This window comes from Nocardia sp. bgisy134 (assembly GCF_057708325.1).
The window spans coordinates 185,730-200,649 of sequence record NZ_JBYIRW010000001.1 but is presented as its reverse complement, the minus strand read 5'-3'; the positions used below and the strand labels follow the sequence as shown (position 1 = coordinate 200,649).

Here is a 14,920-nt window from a genome sequence, read left to right as displayed (position 1 = left end):
CCGCCGAACAGTGGCCGACGGAATTTCGACTATCTCGCGCGACTCGCCGCCGGAAAGGACATCGAAGCGGATCTCGGCAGGGACAGTACACAGGTTTCGGCCGATCCCGCGTTCGCACTCGCCGGATCGCAGTGTCACCGTTTCACAAACCCTGGACCTGCACGATCGGCGAGGAATGCCGGATGTTCGATGTGCCCGCAGGCCCGATCAGCGATCGAACCGGACGCCGGCTCGGGTCAATCGATCGATGCACTGGTCACGAAGTTCGACGACGGTCGACTTGCTCAGCGCGCGAGCGGCCGGTGAACCGAGCAGGCGCATCAGGCGAGTGTGGAATTCCTTCGAAGAAAGGCCGAATCGCACGAAGGCTTCGTCGTCGTTGCCGCCGTAAGGGGCCCACTCGGTGGCGAATTCCAGGATGTCGTTCTCGTACGGGTTCGTCGCTGCCGACATCTGATAGTTGCCCATAGGCCCACTCCATTCTCTTGGCGTCACCGCACGCCGGGCGACTTCAGAATCGCGGCCGGTTCGACGGCTTCCGCGAGAGAGATTCGATTTCGAATCGAGTTTCGACTTTAGAAGTCGGGAGCGATGCTGTCAACAGCTCGCCGGCACATACTTCGGCATGGCCGAACAGTCCGCTGACCTGCGTCGCCGGGCAGGGCGCACCACTATTGGTCCCAGCTGACGCAGTCCGGCATCTTGGGCGATATCCGCAGGTAGAACCCGGCGATGGCCTATTGTCGGTCCGCATCGGTTGTGTTCGTTTCCTCATGTCGAAGGAGAGGCTGATCGATGAACGGTTCTGCATTTGCGCGTAGCGCGGTGGCGGCCGTGGCGGCCGCGATCGCCGTCGCCGGAGCCACCGGCACAGCCCTCGCCCACGTCACGGTGTCGGCGTCGGACGCTTCCAGGGGCGGATCGGCGGTATTGGTGTTCCGGGTACCGAACGAGTCGGCCGGCGGCAGCCCGACCGTCGGGTTGGCGGTGGAGATTCCCGGCGTCACGACCGTCGATACCGAGGCGACGCCGGGGTGGAAGTCCGCGGTGAACAAGGACTCCGGCCGAAACGTCACGACCGTCACCTGGACCGCGGATCCCGGCACGGGCATCGGGTCGGAGCAGTTCGGGCAGTTCTCTGTGCTGGCCAACGGCCTGCCCGACACCGAGAAACTGACCATGCCCGCCGTGCAGACCTACGCCGACGGGCAGGTCGTGCGCTGGGATCAGGACCCTGCCTCCGGCGACGAACCCGAGTTTCCGGCGCCCTCGTTGACGCTGCGGGACGGGCAGGGCGCGGGCCCGCACGACCACGGCGACATCCAGGCGACCGGCTCGGATACCGCATCCGAGCACGACACGACCGCCCGCTGGTTGGCCGGGATCGGCATCGTGCTCGGCGCGCTGGGCATCCTCGCGGTTCTCGGCATGGCGGTGCGCGGAAGGTCGTGATCGCAGTTCGGCTCAGAGCCCGAACGCGCCGCCTTCGACGAGGATGATCAGACCGAGTCCGATCAGGACGATCGGCACGATGACGTGTCCCCACCGCGACAGCGACCGCGCGATCAGCGGGTGCGAAGCGAACAGGCGCCCGGCGAAGCACCACACGGCGACCATCACGAGGAAAACGCTGGAGAACACGATCAGCCCGCCGTTGCCCGTGGTGGCGGGGTGGTGTACAGAGCGATACCGGTCGACGCCAACCCATTGAATCTCGGCCAATACGGTGAGGACTACCAGAACTCGATCGAGCACGGCGCCGCCAACCTGCGAGGCGAGTTGGAGCGCATCAACGCTGCCTGCGTAGGGCAATCGGTGCGGATCGTTCTCGCGGGCTCGGCCGCCTTCCAGAACGTGAAAGCTGTGTTCTATTTCGGGAATCCGGCGCGGATCGGTGGCCAGACGACGGAGGTACTCAACACCGACGGACTGGGGATACGCAGGCAGACAGGTGCGCCGCTGGCGGTCGATCCCGCCACCGATACGTGGATCTCGACGCACCCGGGAATGGTCACGTCGTTCTGCGCTGCTTTCGACGTCGTGTGCGATACCTCGGCAAACCTGAAACTGGCGCCGTTCCTGGGACCGAACAATGTCTTCAATGTTTCGATCGGCGTGTCCATCCACAACGGCTACTCGAGTCGCGATATGTCGTGTCACGCCCAGGGGCTACCCGCCGCAGGGCTGACCATCACCGCGACCGATTGCGCGGCGGCGCTGGCGCTCAACGCATTCGGCTATCCGGTGCCTTCGGGAAGCTTTCCCGAACCATCACCCGCGCCCGCCGTACGAGCCTTCCGTCCAGGCGCCGAAGTGTTCTGCATCGGCAAACTCACCGAGCCGAACAGCGAGCATCGGTGCGTCCTCCAGTCGACTCCGGTCGAGGTCGGCACCTTCACGACAGACGAGAGCCGTATCGGCGCAGTACGATTCACGGTGCCGACCGACATCGGCGAAGGCGAGCACCATCTCACGATCGTCTCGGCGAGCGGCAAGACCTACTCGGTAGCCTTCACCGTCTCGAGCTCAGCACCAGAAGTCGCCGACGGCTTCATCGCGGTCGACGCGAATGACATCGTGGAGATACCGCCGCCGACCACAACTCCACCGCCACCGTGCACAGGGTCCTTTTGCTAGGAGTGCAGCCGTCGGGAGGAGCGGGCTACCGGAGGTTCGTGGTAATCCGCGGTCGAGAAGGTATCGCCTAAATCCCCGCGGTGTCGGCGATTTCCCGCGCCTTGTGCACCAGGGCGTCTATTCGGGCGGCGGTGGGTGTGCCCGCGGCTGCTTTGTTCTGCGGCCGGTCCATCGCGCGGCGCATGACGCCCTCGCCTATGATCGCCAGTTTCCACAGCCCTAGTGCGTGCCAGTACTGCAAAGCCGCTGCGTCGCGGCCTGTCTCGGCCAGGTACAGCCGCGCCATCTCCGCGCGATCGGGAAACCCGTCCAGGGTCGACGGCGCGAAGTCGCCGCCTGTCGTCTCACCGGGCTCCGGCCAGTAGGTGAGCAGGCTGCCCATGTCCGCGAGCGGGTCACCCAGCGTCGACAGTTCCCAGTCCAGTACCGCCGCCACCTCGCCGGTCGCGTGGGAGAAGATGAGGTTGCGCAGGTGAAAGTCGCCGTGCACCAGGCTGATTTCGCGTTGCTCGGGAATGGCGGCGGCGAGTCGACGGGTGAGATCGTCCAGTTCTGGCAGGTCCCGTGTCTTGGACACGGCCCATTGCCCCGCCCATCGCCTGAGCTGGCGCTGTGCATAGGGCTTGTGGCTCGCCAATCCGTCGAGACCCACTTTCTCGAGGTCGACGGCGTGGATCTTCGCCAGGGCGCGCGGCAGTGTCAGGGCGATCTGCCGACGCTGCGGCGGTGTCAGCTCCTCGGCGGCATCCATCGTGTCGACGACCGGACCGTCGACGAACTCCATCAACACCAAAGGCACCTCGGCGAACTCGGAATCCTCTGTCACAGCGATGATTCGAGGGACGGGTACGCCGGTGCCTGCCAACGCCGCGATGATCCGCGCCTCACGCACCACATCGTGGGCCGAGGCCAGCAGATGACCCAGCGGTGGGCGACGCAGCACCCAGGCTCCGGCAGCGGCGTCGGTGACGCGGTAGGTGAGGTTCGACTGACCGAGACCGATCCGCTGAAAACGCAGTGGCGCCGCGTATTCGATGCCGAGTTCGGTGAACCACCGCGACACCGCCTCGGCGTCGACGCCGACGACTTCCCCGGTCTCAAGCATGCGCGATCGCCTCCGTCCGGAAAAGCTCGGCGTCGCCGAGGCGCTGGCCGCCGTCGATCACGAACGTCTCCCCTGTCACCCAGCTCGCCGCATCGGAGACGAGGAAGGCGATGGCGGAGCCGACGTCCTCGGGTTCCCCGATCCGCGACAACGCTATGGCCGAATTCAATTGGCTTTCCTGGTCTTTCCACAGCGCCTCGGCCAGCTTCGTGCGCACGACACCCGGCGCGATGGCATTGACCCGCACCCACAACGACAGTTCGAGCGCCAGTTGCTCGGTGAGGTGGATCAACGCGGCCTTCGACGCGGTCGGGAGACACCGGCACGGTGTCGCGACACTTGCTCGAACTCTCGATGGCGATGCGCACCGAGCTTGCTGTGAACCTGCACGTTGATCCTTTGTCTCTGACTCGAAATCGGTCGTTATCGCAGCGGTGCGCCCCACCGCACTTGCCGGCGCAAGTGGTTCTTGAGGAGCTTGCCGCCCGCGTTACGCGGCAATGCCTCGGTGACGACCGCGGCATATTGCGGAATCTTGAAGTCGGCGAGGTGGTTTCGGCAGTGTGCCAGGACGCCGTCGATATCGATCGGCGCCTGGTCGCCGTAGAGGACGGCGCCGACCTTCTCGCCCATCACGTCGTCGGGTACGGCGAGCACCGCGGCGTCGGCGACGCCGGGAGCCGAGAGCAGCACCGCCTCGACTTCGACGCTGGAGATGTTCTCGCCGCCGCGATTGATGATGTCCTTGATCCGGTCGACGATGTGGACACGTCCGGCGTCGTCGACCCGGACGACATCGCCGGTGTGCAGCCAGCCGTCCACGATCGTCTCCGCCGTGGCCTGCGCCCGATTCCAGTATCCGGCCGCCACATTGGCGCCACGGACCACCAGCTCGCCGGTGTTCGGGTCGTCGTCGATCGGCACGATGCCGAGGTCCACCGACGGCACCGCGTACCCCACGGAATCCGCGTGCTCGACCGCGTCCTGGTCCGGCAGGACGGTGATCAGCGACGCCGTCTCGGTCATGCCGTACCCGTTCATCACCGTCGCCCGCGGGAACGCCGCTTTCAGCGATCGCACCAGCGACGGCGCGATCGGGGCGCCGCCGTATCCGACCGTGCGGACCCCGGACACGTCGGCGTCGGCGAACCTGGGGTGACGAAGCAGCAGGGAATACACCGCGGGTACCGTCACCAGGAAGGAAATATGTTCGGCGGCAAGCGATTCGATCACAGTCGGCAGGTCCAGCGCGGGGAGGATCACCGAGGCGCCGCCGACGTACGCGGCGACCAGCAGTTGCGAATTGCACGCCGTCACATGGAACAGCGGCACGGAGATCAGCGTGCGCAGGGCAGGCCCGACCTCGCGGGACATGCCGAGGGACCGAATCATGTTCTCGGCGTTGGTGACGAAGGCCTCGTGCGTGGTCGGAACGCCCTTGGGGTGTCCGGTCGTGCCCGAGGTGTAGAAGAGGGCGGCTACATCGGTGGCGCGCAGACCCTCTGCCACATAGGGGTCGCCGTCCGGCAGTGGGGTGCCGGACGCCAGATCGACTGTCACGCCTGCGTCGTCGAGGACGAACTCGACCTCCGGTTGCGCCGACCGCGTATTGACCGGCACCGCGATGCCGCCCGCCATGATCGTGCCCCAGAAGGCGAGAACCCAGTTCGTCCCCGCCGGATACCGCAGGGCCACCCGGTCTCCGCGCTGAATCCCCAGGGCCCGCAGCCCACCGGCCACTCGCGACGCGCGCTCCCAGAGCTGCGCGTAGGTCAGCCGATCACCGCCGATCTCGGCGATCGCCTCGGCATCGGGTCGCGCGTCGACGTGCGCCCGCACCATGTCGAGCAGCGTCGCGGGCACACCCGCGTAGTGCGTGACGCCGTTCGCGTCTCGCGTCGAACCCCATCGCTCGAAAGGATTGCGCGAGCGCGTGATTTCGATGACTGCACCGGTCATTGGGCGGCCTCCGTGCGGCGGCGCGGAGTGGCTACGAGCATCGTGATGGTCTTTCCTCTGGAAACTTCGGGATCTGGGGGCGCCGGAGGTCACCGACCCCTGGCGTTGTCAGGAATGCCGGGCTACAGCACGGCCTCGACGATCTCGGAGCGTGGAGTGCCGACACGCTCGAGGGCGTTGTAGAACGCCTTCGGGTCGGCCCAGTCCTCGGGGGCGAACGCGCCTGCGCGCGTGCCGTTCTCGTCGATCGCCAGCACCATGAACGCGGCGCAGGCAGTCCCGGTCAAGGCGCCCATGCTGCGCACGGCGTACGTTTCCGGGCCGCTGATCGGCGTGCGCCGGACAGCCACCGCGGGCATCCCGTTCCGGGTACCGGTGACGCGGGCCAGCAGGCCGCCTTCCCAACGATAGGTGCGCCGCACGGCCGATTTCAGGAGGAACTCGACCAACGTGCCCGCCCCGCTCTCCTTGCGGCGGACCTGGCCGAGCATCCCGCCCAGCGCGTAACGCAAGGCCTTGGCATTGGTGAAGTAGCGGTTCTTCAGGATGTCCAGGATGAAGTCGACCGCCTCGTCCGCGGTCAGCTTGCCTTCGTGCACGGCCAGGCCCAGACCGCGGGCAATGCCGTTGAACGGTGCGGGCGCGAGGCCGCCGATACAGCGGATGCGCTTGGCCTCCGGATAGCGGCGGGGCAGGGTGACGGGCTCTGGGTGCGCGGTCTCGTACAGCAGGACCTCGCCGATGCCGCCCATCTGCACGATGCCGGTCTCGACGTAGCTCTCGTGCGTGGCCGGGCCACCGTTCTCCCAGGTCAGGCACGGCCCGGCGGAGATGTGCATGAGGTGATGGAGCACCGCCCGGCCCACATCGGGCCGCTCGTCGCCGACGAGCCAGCCCACCTCGATGTTCTCGACGGTGTCGAGCTCGGCGGCGGCGTCGGCCACCAGCACGTTGCTCATCCCCGGCGAAGCGCCGCAGCCGACGTAGATCGGGATGCCCGCCGCCTTCGCCTTCTCGTGCAGCGACAGCGCGTGCTCGGTGCTCTCGACATCGTCGTCGAAATCGAGGTACGGCACCTTGGCCTCGAGGCACGCTTCGATCACCGGGCTGGAAGTCCGGATGTAAGGCCCGGCGCCCAGCACGACGAGCGCCGCGCCGTCGATCGCCGCGCGGAGGTCCTTCTGATCGAACAGATCCAGCCGCCGGATGGTGGCACGCCCGGCGGGCAGTCGCTTGGCCAGCGGCTCGAGAATCTCGGGCCGGATATCGGTGAGGACCAACTCCCCATCGCCGTCCGCCTTGGCGAAGCGCTCGATGGCCACCCGGCACATCTCGCCCGCGGCGCCGATGAAGACGACCCGCCGCGGCGCCGCGCCGCCACCCTGCTCCGCCGCCGCGCGTCGGCCCTTGCGCGCGGTCATGCGATCACCTGGGCAAGGCCGCGACCGGTCAGCGCATTGTCATAACAGTTGGCCATTGGCCCGCTCCGTTCTCTTTGGCATCGCCGTACAGAAGGCGATTGTCGAATTGCGATCGGCTCGACGGCCTGCGCGAGAGAATTCGATGTCGAATAGAGTTCGAGTTTAGGAAAAATGCGTGACGCTGTCAACAGTTGTCGGTTCAGGCCCGGACGACGGTGCAGGCCCGGACACTTCGCACTCATGAGCGCCGGGCGCTGATCCCCATCAATGCACGCGGCGAGCGGATCCTCGCGTCAGCCCTGCGACGCGTAGGGCCTCACGTCAGTCTTACGGCGCGTAGGTCTCGACGTAGGCGGTGACGAGTCGTCGCGCCTCGTCGATCGTCGCATCGTCCCCGGTCGGGGAACGCCGGAACGCCACGTCGAAGAGTCGGTCACCGGCCTCGAAGGCCAGCTCCAGGACGAACTGCGGGGTGTCGGCACGGATCAGGTTCCGCTCGATGAGCAAGCGCCAGAGCTGCGCCGCCTGCGACACGTCGAACGCGCGTGCCAGTTCGCTGAGTGTCGAGCTGCGTCCTGGGTACCAGAGCTCGACGAAACTCGGGTGCTCGCGAAAGTAGGCGAGCAGCACGTCGATGACCGCGTCGCAAGCCTCGCGCACAGTACGCGACTCGGCGCGGTCCAGTGTCGCGGCGAGGCGCTCGTCGAGCTCGCGCACATAGCGCTGCGCGAGCTCGGCGTCGACTTGATGCCGGTCGGCGAAGTAGTGATACACGGACGCGATCGGGATGCCCGCCCGCTCGCCGATCGCCTTGAGGGTGGCGGCCTCGTAGCCCTGTTCGACGAGCAGCGCCTCGGCCGCGTCCAGGATGGCCTGCACGCGCTCGACTCCGCGCCGCTGCACTGGAGCGGGGCGAGCGGATGCCCGCGACGTCGGCCGGTTATCGAACACGATTCGAAATCGTAACAGTCGCGCGAACGAGATCGCGTTCGCGCTGATCAAACCCGTGTCAGAACCCGGGGACCGATCTGATGGGCGAGTTCGAGAGCCAGTTCGACCGCCAGCCTGCGCTCGCCGGGCTGGTGGCCGAGCAGCTCGGTCGCGCGGGCGATGCGCTGCAACACCGTGTTGCGGTGCGTGTGCAGGCGAGCGGCGGCGCGAGGCCCGTTCTCGGCTTCGTCGAGGAAGACCCGGAGGGTCTCGCGCAAGCGCGCCGCGCCCGGTGTGTCCGCGGCGAGCGGGCCGAGTGTCGCCGCGACGAATTCGGCCGCGCGATCATTGTTCTGCGCGGCCAGCGCGGTGACCTCCAGGTCACGGTAGAGCGCGAGCCGAGCGCCGCCCGGGTGCCCCGCGAGCAGATTGTGGATGGCCAGAGCCGCGTCGTGCGAGCGGCGGAACCCGGTGATGCCAGGACGCGTGGGGCCGACGGCGACGCGAATGTTCGGTTGCACTCGGTCGAGCGCATCGCGCAGCGCGTCGACCACGGGATCGGAGTCGGTACCCAGCCAGGCCCAGAGCGCGGAAGCACCGGCGGACATCGTGAGCGGAGTCCGCGCCCCGGCGGAACGCGCCAGCCCGGTGGCGGCGGACTCCAGCGCACCCTGGATCTCACCGGGCGGCTGCGCCCACAGCACGAGCGCGGTGTGCAGACGGCCGAGCTCGTATCCCAGCCGCTCGCCCGCCCGCCTGCTGTCGATCGGCGCGCCGTCGAGGATCAGCCGGACGGTCTCGGTGCGCCGCGCGAGCGCACCGCCGAGCACCTCCTCGCGCTCGCGCTGCGCGGCGGCGATGACCCGGCCTATGACGCGGTCGACGTACTCGAACATGCGCTGCGACGAGATCTCCAGGAGCTGCACGAGCAGCGGGCCCGACGGGACGACGCGGGTGGCGTGCGCCATGTACCGCCGCCAGGCGATGTTCTGCCCGCGCCGGTAGGACTGGAAGATCACGTCGAGGTCGATGCCGCGCCGGGCGACGGTGCGGGCGACGTCGAGCGCCTCGGGTGGGACGTCGCTCGGCAACGGCCCGGCGTCGCGGCGGGCGAACGTGGTCAGCAGGCGTACGGCGTTGGCGCGATTGCTCGCCGACATGTCCGCGATGAGCGCCGCGTCGGCGCCCACCATCGGCGTCAGTTCGATTTCCGCGGCGTCCATCTCGGCGACCAGTTCGTCGACGTCGGCCAGCATCAACTCGGCCACGTCGCCCATGAGCTCGACGATCTCGGGCGGCAACGTCGGATCGCTCATGACCTTCAGTGTGCCACCGCACATATTTCGAAACAAAGCCTAGGCGAAGTGACATACCGAAGGGACGTCTCCGGACCTAGCGTGAACCGCATCACAACCCCGCCCTTCCCGCGGCCAGGAGAAGATCAGTGACGATCGCGACCATCAGCCATACCCAGACCGCCGATTTCGATGTGTTGATCATCGGCGCCGGAATTTCCGGTATCGGCGCTGCCTATCACTTGAAAACCCGCCGCCCCGGCACGTCGTTCGCCGTCCTGGAGGGCCGCGACTCGATCGGCGGCACCTGGAGCCTGTTCCAGTACCCCGGCATCCGATCGGACTCGGACATGCCCACCTACGGTTTCAGCTTCAAGCCGTGGACACATCGCAAGTCGATCGCCGACGGGCACCTCATCCTGGACTACCTGCGGGAGACCGTCGCCGAGAACGGGCTGACGGACCATATCCGTTTCGGCCACCGGGTGATCGGCGCAGAGTTCTCCTCGGCCACCGGGCTGTGGACCGTGACCGCACAGCACTCCGGCAGCGACGAGACGACGCGATTCACCGCACGATTCCTGCTCCTCGGCACCGGGATCTACGACCACCAGACGGGTTTCACGCCCGAGTTCACCGGTGTCGAGGACTTCGACGGCCGACTCGTCCACCCCCAGCATTGGCCGCAAGATCTGGACTACACCGGTAAGCGCGTGGTCGTGATCGGCAGCGGCGCGACGGCCGTGACGCTCATCCCGTCGATGGCAGGCAAGACGAGCCACATCACCATGCTGCAACGCTCGCCGAGCTATGTGTTCTCGCTTCCGGCCGAGGACGTCACCGCCGGCGCGCTGAACAAGGCGCTCGGCCACGAGCGCGCCTACCGGATCATCCGGCGCAAGAACATCATGATCTCCCGCGCGATCTACAAGGCGTGCCACCGCGCTCCGAGGTTGGCGCGCAAGCTGCTGATCGCCGCCGTGCGCAGGCAGCTGCCCGCCCATTTCGACGTCGACACGCACTTCACCCCGCGCTACAACCCGTGGGAGCAGCGCCTGTGCATGGTGCCCAATGGCGACCTGTTCAAGACGCTCTCGACCGGACGGGCTTCGGTGGTCACCGACCGGATCGCCCGGTTCACCAAGACGGGCATTCTGCTGGAGTCGGGCCAGGAATTGGCCGCCGATATCGTCGTGACGGCAACCGGTTTCTCCATGTCGCCCCTTGGCAAGATCCGGTTCGAGGTCGACGGACGGCAGGTGAATCTGCCGGACACGACCGTCTACAAGTCGATGATGCTCTCCGGGGTGCCCAACCTCGCATTCGTCGTCGGCTACACCAATATCTCCTGGACACTCAAGGTCGATCTGGTCTGCGAGCACTTCTGCCGCTTGCTCGATCACATGGACTCCCACGGCTACCGCACAGTCGAGCCGGTCCTGACCGACCCGCACATGGAGCGCGTACCGCTCGTGCACGACTTGAGCTCGGGCTATGTCCAGCGGGGAATCGCGCAGTTCCCGAAGGCCGGGACCAAAGGCTCGTGGACGGTCGAGATGGCCTACGAAGACGATGCCGAGCGGCTGCGTGAGGGTCCGGTCGAGGACAGCGCGCTGCGATTCACCGCCGCCGCGCCCGCTCTGTCGGCGTCCGCCCAGGAAGGAACGCGATGAAGAAGAACGAGATCTCCTTCACCAGCCACGGCGTCCGCTGTGCGGCCTGGCATCTCACCGCGGGCAGAGACACCGCGGGCGGTCGCCCCTGCGTGGTCATGGCACACGGCTTCGGCGGCACCCGCGACACCGGCCTGCTCGGCTATGCCGAGTCCTTCGCCGACGCCGGTTTCGACGTGCTCGTCTTCGACTACCGGGGCTTCGGCGACTCCGAAGGCACACCGCGCCAAGATGTTTCGGTCCGTCGGCAGCGCGAGGACTATCACGCGGCCATCGCGGCGGCCCGGCATCTGCCCGGCGTCGACCCGGACCGGATCGCGCTGTGGGGCACCTCGTACTCCGGCGGTCACGCCATCGCGGTCGCGGCGCAGGACCGGCGTATCGCCGCGATCGTCTCGCTGACACCGGCGACGGACGGACTCGCCACCTTGGCCCATCTCGTGCGTCAGGGAGGGGTCGGCCGACTCGCGCGGGCGGCCGGACACGGGCTGCTCGATGTCGCCCGTGTCCTCGTGAAGCTGTCACCGCATCACGTACCGATCGTCGGGCAGCCCGGGTCGGCGGCGATGATGAGCACCCCCGGCGCCGAGGAGGCCTGCCTCTCGATGGCCGGGCCGACCTGGCGCAACGAGGTGTGCGCGCGCACCGCGCTCGAGGTCGGGTTGAACCGGCCGACCACCTTCGCGCGCCGCGTGCCGTGCCCGATGCTGATGCAGGTCGGCACGAACGATCGTGTCGCGCCGCCGGACGCGGCCCGCCGGACCGCCGCGAAGGCCGGACAGCTGGCCCAACTGAGCGAGTACCCCGTCGACCACTTCGACGTCTACCAAGGTCCGTTCCAGCAGCGAGTCCTGGCCGACCAGCTCGATTTCCTCACGCGCGTCCTCGATCCGTCGTACACCGGAGCGCGGGTGCGGTACCGCGAAGTCATTTGATTCTTTCATCATGAATCTAGAGATTCGTCTTTATTGATGATATCGTCACAAAGAGAGGCGGTGTGACCTGGGACATGTCGGCCGACGGCACCCTCGGCAGTTCCGGCCGAGGGCCCGGCACCTGTAGCGTCGCGGAGTCGTGCAGGCACCACGTCGCCTCGCTCGTCGGCAGCGCAGGAAGGAATCGACGTGTCGAGCAACCGCATCGACGTGCATCAACACTTGATCCCGCCCGTCTACCTAGCGGCCTTGCGAGCGCACGGCATCGACGCGGCCGGCGGCCGTGAGCTGCCCGAATGGACGCCGGAGGCGGCGCTCGGGTTGATGTCGGAGGCGGGCATCGCGTCCGCCGTTCTCTCGGTGTCGACTCCCGGCACCGCGTTCCTCGCCGATACCGCCGAGGCCGCGGAACTCGCCCGCGCGGTCAACGACTACACCGCGAAACTCGCCGCCGATCACCCGGAGCGCTTCGGCTTCTTCGCCACGCTGCCGATGCCCGATGTGGCCGCGGCCGCCACCGAGGCCCGACGGGCCCTGGACGATCTGGCGGCCGACGGCGTCGTCCTCCTGGGCAATGCACGGGGAACCTACCTCGGCGCGGAAGGGCAGGACGAGCTGTTCCGCGTCCTCGACGACCGCTCGGCGGTGGTCCTCGTCCATCCCGCGGACCTGCCCGCCGAGACGGTGCCCGGCATCCCACCCTTCGCCGCGGACTTCCTGCTCGACACGACGCGCGCGGCGTATCTATTGGTGCGCAACGGAATCCGCCGCCGCTACCCCAACATTCGCTTCATCCTCGGCCATGCGGGCGGCTTCGTCCCGTTCGCCTCCCACCGCATGGCGTTGAGCATCGTCAACCAGACCGGCGCGAGTCCCGTGGACGTCCTCGACGACTTCGCGAGCTTCTATTTCGACACCGCGCTGTCCGCCAGCGCCGCCGCGCTGCCGAGCCTGCTCGCCTTCGCCGAGCCCGGGCACGTCCTGTACGGCAGCGATTGGCCGTTCGCCCCCGCACCCGCGGTGCACTACTTCAATGCCGGGCTCCACGAATACCCGCACCTCGACGAGACCGCCCGCCGCGGCATCGAGCGCACGAACGCGGCCGCGCTGTTTCCCCGGCTCGGTGGTGCGGCGCCGCTGCCGGAAGCGCCATTGCTCACCAGGGCGCGGCGGCACCTGAAGCAACGCGCGTTCCGCGCCGTCGCGCGGGCCGCGACCAAGCGCTGAGTCCTACCGGTGCGCGACCTCGGCTAGTCCACGGCAGCGGCGAGGAAGGCGCGCACGTCGGGGGCGGCGATCGGGATGATGCTGTCGTGACCGGCGTCGTAGCTGTGGAAGTCGACCTCAACGCCATTGATCAGCAGACCGGTGAGCAGGGTGAAGACGAGCGGATACGGCAGGGTCTCGTCGTGCGTTCCGTGCCCGAGGAACAGCGGGCCGTGGTAGCCCGCTACCGGCAGCCGCAGATAGTCCTGGAACGGTGCGGTCAGCTCACCGAGGGGTTGTGAGACGAGCTCGCTGATCGAGAGGTGCTCGGTCCGCTCGTCGAGCTCTGGGCTGCACAGGGTTTCGGCGAGCGCGACGGTGCGGCGCCCGAGTTCGGTGAGGTAACCGTCGACGTCCAGGTCGGGTCGCAGGTCGCGGAATCCGGCGATGGCCATCACGAACAGCGAAGTGGGAGCAGGGATCGGCGGCATCTGCGGGCCGATCAGGCCGACGACCGCGTCGATCTGGGGCGGCGCGCTGGTGGCGACTGTGCCGCGATAGTCGAGTTCTGGCGCATAGCTCTTCGCCCGCGGCGCCGTGTTCAATGCCGCGTGCGCGCCCTGCGAATGGCCTTGCGCCAGCCAGACTGGGCCGATCGCGGGATAGAGCTCGCGCGCCGCACGCACGATGTCGATCACGGCGTTCGCTTCACCGCCGCTGTCGAGGTAGTTCGGCAGCCCCTCGGTGCCGAGCCCGATGTAGTCGCTCGCGACCACCGCGAAGCCGTCGGCCAGCAGGCCGGCGAGGTAGGCCGACTCCGGTGCGGGCCGTCCCAAGACGGTGGGCGCGCACTGGTCGCCCAGGCCGTTGGAGCCGTGTCCCCAGGAGATCGTCGGCCAGCCACCGGGCGGAGGCGAACCCTCGGGGACGAAGACTGCCCCGGAGCTCAGCCGAGGCCGGTCGCGCGAATCAGCTGTCCAATAGGTGACTTTCGTCGACGCCGCCGATCCCGGGAGCCGCTGGGATTCGGGGAGCAGCTCGGTCGCGACGACCGAGCCGGGGGACGGCGGCGTATCGGCCGTCGCGATCGCCGGCAGGGCCGCGAGCGCCAACGCCGACGCGAGCATGACGGCGAATCGCCTCGTCGACGCGCGGAGGGTTGGTTCGCGTTGACCGAAAGTTCTTGGCATGACTGGCATTGTCGTGATCTCCGATCGCTCCGGCAGGTCGACTGCGGCGATGGATATATCAAATACGGACCCGCCCAGCGTTACTCGACGATGCATGCGTGTGCCGGTTCCCACAGCGATCGCACTCGACGACGCTGCAAGGACTTCTTCAGCGTTTGCCCGGCGCCGACCCCTGACGTGCTGGATCATGCTCTGCGACTACTGAGCCCGCGGGGCTGTCAGCGGACTGTCGGTGCGCTGTCAGCGGCGGCGGTCATTGTCTTTCTTGTCAGCCGGAAACAACGAGATCCGGCGCCAACACAAGGAGAAGAACGATGTCGCACAACACCCTCTCGGACCTGGTCGCCGCCCGCATGGAGACCGCCGGCGCGAAGGCCGATCAGCGGATGGCCTCGGCGGAGGCGGCGCAGGCGCGATCCGGTCTGCGGATCGAGGAGGCCCAGGGTTTCGTCCGGCCGACCAAGCAGGAGATCGCGCAGGTGCGGGCCGAGGCGCGGGCGCAGGGCAAGCAGCTGGCCGACGACCTCCGGGCGCGGGGCGCCGCGCTGAAGGCCGGACGATAGACCGTG

Annotated in this window: 15 protein-coding genes; 6 read left to right on the top strand and 9 right to left on the bottom strand. The window is 67.8% G+C overall.

Translation table 11 applies throughout. From position 1 onward, the window contains the following. Positions 1–207: 207 nt before the first annotated feature. The gene (locus AC3ERS_RS00855) at positions 208–468 is read right to left on the bottom strand and encodes a DUF3263 domain-containing protein (protein ID WP_431962408.1); all 261 of its coding nucleotides are present in this window, start codon (positions 466–468) and stop codon (positions 208–210) included. A gap of 327 nt (positions 469–795) precedes the next feature. Between AC3ERS_RS00855 and AC3ERS_RS00850 the strand changes: the two genes are divergently transcribed. Then, positions 796–1,452 carry a YcnI family copper-binding membrane protein gene (locus AC3ERS_RS00850; protein WP_431962406.1) on the top strand — a complete coding sequence of 219 codons (657 nt, stop codon included), beginning with the start codon at positions 796–798 and terminating at the stop codon, positions 1,450–1,452. Between the two features lie 12 nt (positions 1,453–1,464). On the opposite strand, the gene AC3ERS_RS00845 is transcribed toward AC3ERS_RS00850, so the two are convergent. Continuing rightward, a complete protein-coding gene (locus tag AC3ERS_RS00845) occupies positions 1,465–1,812 on the bottom strand; it encodes a cadmium resistance transporter (RefSeq protein WP_488186832.1) in 348 nt (115 codons plus the stop codon). Positions 1,813–1,815: 3 nt separating this feature from the next. Here AC3ERS_RS00845 and AC3ERS_RS00840 point away from each other — a divergent pair, with 3 nt between their 5' ends. Beyond that, the gene (locus tag AC3ERS_RS00840; RefSeq protein ID WP_488186831.1) at positions 1,816–2,637 is read left to right on the top strand and encodes a hypothetical protein; all 822 of its coding nucleotides are present in this window, start codon (positions 1,816–1,818) and stop codon (positions 2,635–2,637) included. 67 nt (positions 2,638–2,704) lie between these two features. Here the strand turns inward: AC3ERS_RS00840 and AC3ERS_RS00835 are convergent, their stop codons facing one another. The 6 genes from AC3ERS_RS00835 to AC3ERS_RS00810 all read right to left on the bottom strand — a co-directional run bounded on the left by AC3ERS_RS00835 (position 2,705) and on the right by AC3ERS_RS00810 (position 9,368). Beyond that, positions 2,705–3,742, bottom strand: coding sequence for a phosphotransferase family protein (locus tag AC3ERS_RS00835; RefSeq protein ID WP_431962402.1), 1,038 nt, complete (start codon positions 3,740–3,742; stop codon positions 2,705–2,707). Next, positions 3,735–4,187, bottom strand: coding sequence for an SDR family oxidoreductase (locus tag AC3ERS_RS00830; RefSeq protein WP_431962400.1), 453 nt, complete (start codon positions 4,185–4,187; stop codon positions 3,735–3,737). The genes AC3ERS_RS00835 and AC3ERS_RS00830 overlap by 8 nt, the downstream gene beginning before the upstream one ends. After that, entirely contained in the window at positions 4,166–5,701 is a 1,536-nt protein-coding gene (locus AC3ERS_RS00825) for a class I adenylate-forming enzyme family protein (protein WP_431962398.1), read from the bottom strand. The genes AC3ERS_RS00830 and AC3ERS_RS00825 overlap by 22 nt, the downstream gene beginning before the upstream one ends. Before the next feature lie 122 nt (positions 5,702–5,823). Further along, positions 5,824–7,122 carry a saccharopine dehydrogenase family protein gene (locus AC3ERS_RS00820; RefSeq protein WP_431962396.1) on the bottom strand — a complete coding sequence of 433 codons (1,299 nt, stop codon included), beginning with the start codon at positions 7,120–7,122 and terminating at the stop codon, positions 5,824–5,826. 327 nt (positions 7,123–7,449) lie between these two features. Further along, a complete protein-coding gene (locus tag AC3ERS_RS00815) occupies positions 7,450–8,001 on the bottom strand; it encodes a TetR/AcrR family transcriptional regulator (RefSeq protein WP_431962394.1) in 552 nt (183 codons plus the stop codon). Positions 8,002–8,120: 119 nt separating this feature from the next. After that, positions 8,121–9,368, bottom strand: coding sequence for a PucR family transcriptional regulator (locus AC3ERS_RS00810; RefSeq protein ID WP_431962392.1), 1,248 nt, complete (start codon positions 9,366–9,368; stop codon positions 8,121–8,123). Between the two features lie 128 nt (positions 9,369–9,496). On the opposite strand from AC3ERS_RS00810, the gene AC3ERS_RS00805 reads away from it, so the two are divergent. The 3 genes from AC3ERS_RS00805 (at position 9,497) to AC3ERS_RS00795 (ending at position 13,182) form a co-directional block, all read left to right on the top strand. Continuing rightward, positions 9,497–11,020 carry a flavin-containing monooxygenase gene (locus AC3ERS_RS00805; protein WP_431962390.1) on the top strand — a complete coding sequence of 508 codons (1,524 nt, stop codon included), beginning with the start codon at positions 9,497–9,499 and terminating at the stop codon, positions 11,018–11,020. Then, on the top strand, positions 11,017–11,955 hold the full coding sequence (locus AC3ERS_RS00800; RefSeq protein ID WP_431962388.1) for an alpha/beta hydrolase: 939 nt from the start codon (positions 11,017–11,019) through the stop codon (positions 11,953–11,955). The genes AC3ERS_RS00805 and AC3ERS_RS00800 overlap by 4 nt, the downstream gene beginning before the upstream one ends. Before the next feature lie 189 nt (positions 11,956–12,144). Then, positions 12,145–13,182, top strand: a complete 1,038-nt coding sequence (locus tag AC3ERS_RS00795; protein ID WP_431962386.1) for an amidohydrolase family protein — start codon at positions 12,145–12,147, stop codon at positions 13,180–13,182. Positions 13,183–13,205: 23 nt separating this feature from the next. Here the strand turns inward: AC3ERS_RS00795 and AC3ERS_RS00790 are convergent, their stop codons facing one another. Beyond that, entirely contained in the window at positions 13,206–14,351 is a 1,146-nt protein-coding gene (locus tag AC3ERS_RS00790; protein ID WP_431962384.1) for a lipase family protein, read from the bottom strand. A gap of 314 nt (positions 14,352–14,665) precedes the next feature. On the opposite strand from AC3ERS_RS00790, the gene AC3ERS_RS00785 reads away from it, so the two are divergent. Continuing rightward, positions 14,666–14,914, top strand: coding sequence for a hypothetical protein (locus AC3ERS_RS00785; RefSeq protein WP_431962382.1), 249 nt, complete (start codon positions 14,666–14,668; stop codon positions 14,912–14,914). The last annotated feature ends 6 nt before the right edge of the window (positions 14,915–14,920 follow it).

Bases quoted from the DNA above. Each gene is read 5' to 3' on its own strand.
- AC3ERS_RS00825 (WP_431962398.1), bottom strand. From the start codon at position 5,701: ATGACCGGTGCAGTCATCGAAATCACGCGCTCGCGCAATCCTTTCGAG.
- AC3ERS_RS00820 (WP_431962396.1), bottom strand. From the start codon at position 7,122: ATGACCGCGCGCAAGGGCCGACGCGCGGCGGCGGAGCAGGGTGGCGGC.
- AC3ERS_RS00785 (WP_431962382.1), top strand. From the start codon at position 14,666: ATGTCGCACAACACCCTCTCGGACCTGGTCGCCGCCCGCATGGAGACC.
- AC3ERS_RS00850 (WP_431962406.1), top strand. From the start codon at position 796: ATGAACGGTTCTGCATTTGCGCGTAGCGCGGTGGCGGCCGTGGCGGCC.
- AC3ERS_RS00800 (WP_431962388.1), top strand. From the start codon at position 11,017: ATGAAGAAGAACGAGATCTCCTTCACCAGCCACGGCGTCCGCTGTGCG.
- AC3ERS_RS00810 (WP_431962392.1), bottom strand. From the start codon at position 9,368: ATGAGCGATCCGACGTTGCCGCCCGAGATCGTCGAGCTCATGGGCGAC.
- AC3ERS_RS00835 (WP_431962402.1), bottom strand. From the start codon at position 3,742: ATGCTTGAGACCGGGGAAGTCGTCGGCGTCGACGCCGAGGCGGTGTCG.
- AC3ERS_RS00790 (WP_431962384.1), bottom strand. From the start codon at position 14,351: ATGCCAAGAACTTTCGGTCAACGCGAACCAACCCTCCGCGCGTCGACG.
- AC3ERS_RS00855 (WP_431962408.1), bottom strand. From the start codon at position 468: ATGGGCAACTATCAGATGTCGGCAGCGACGAACCCGTACGAGAACGAC.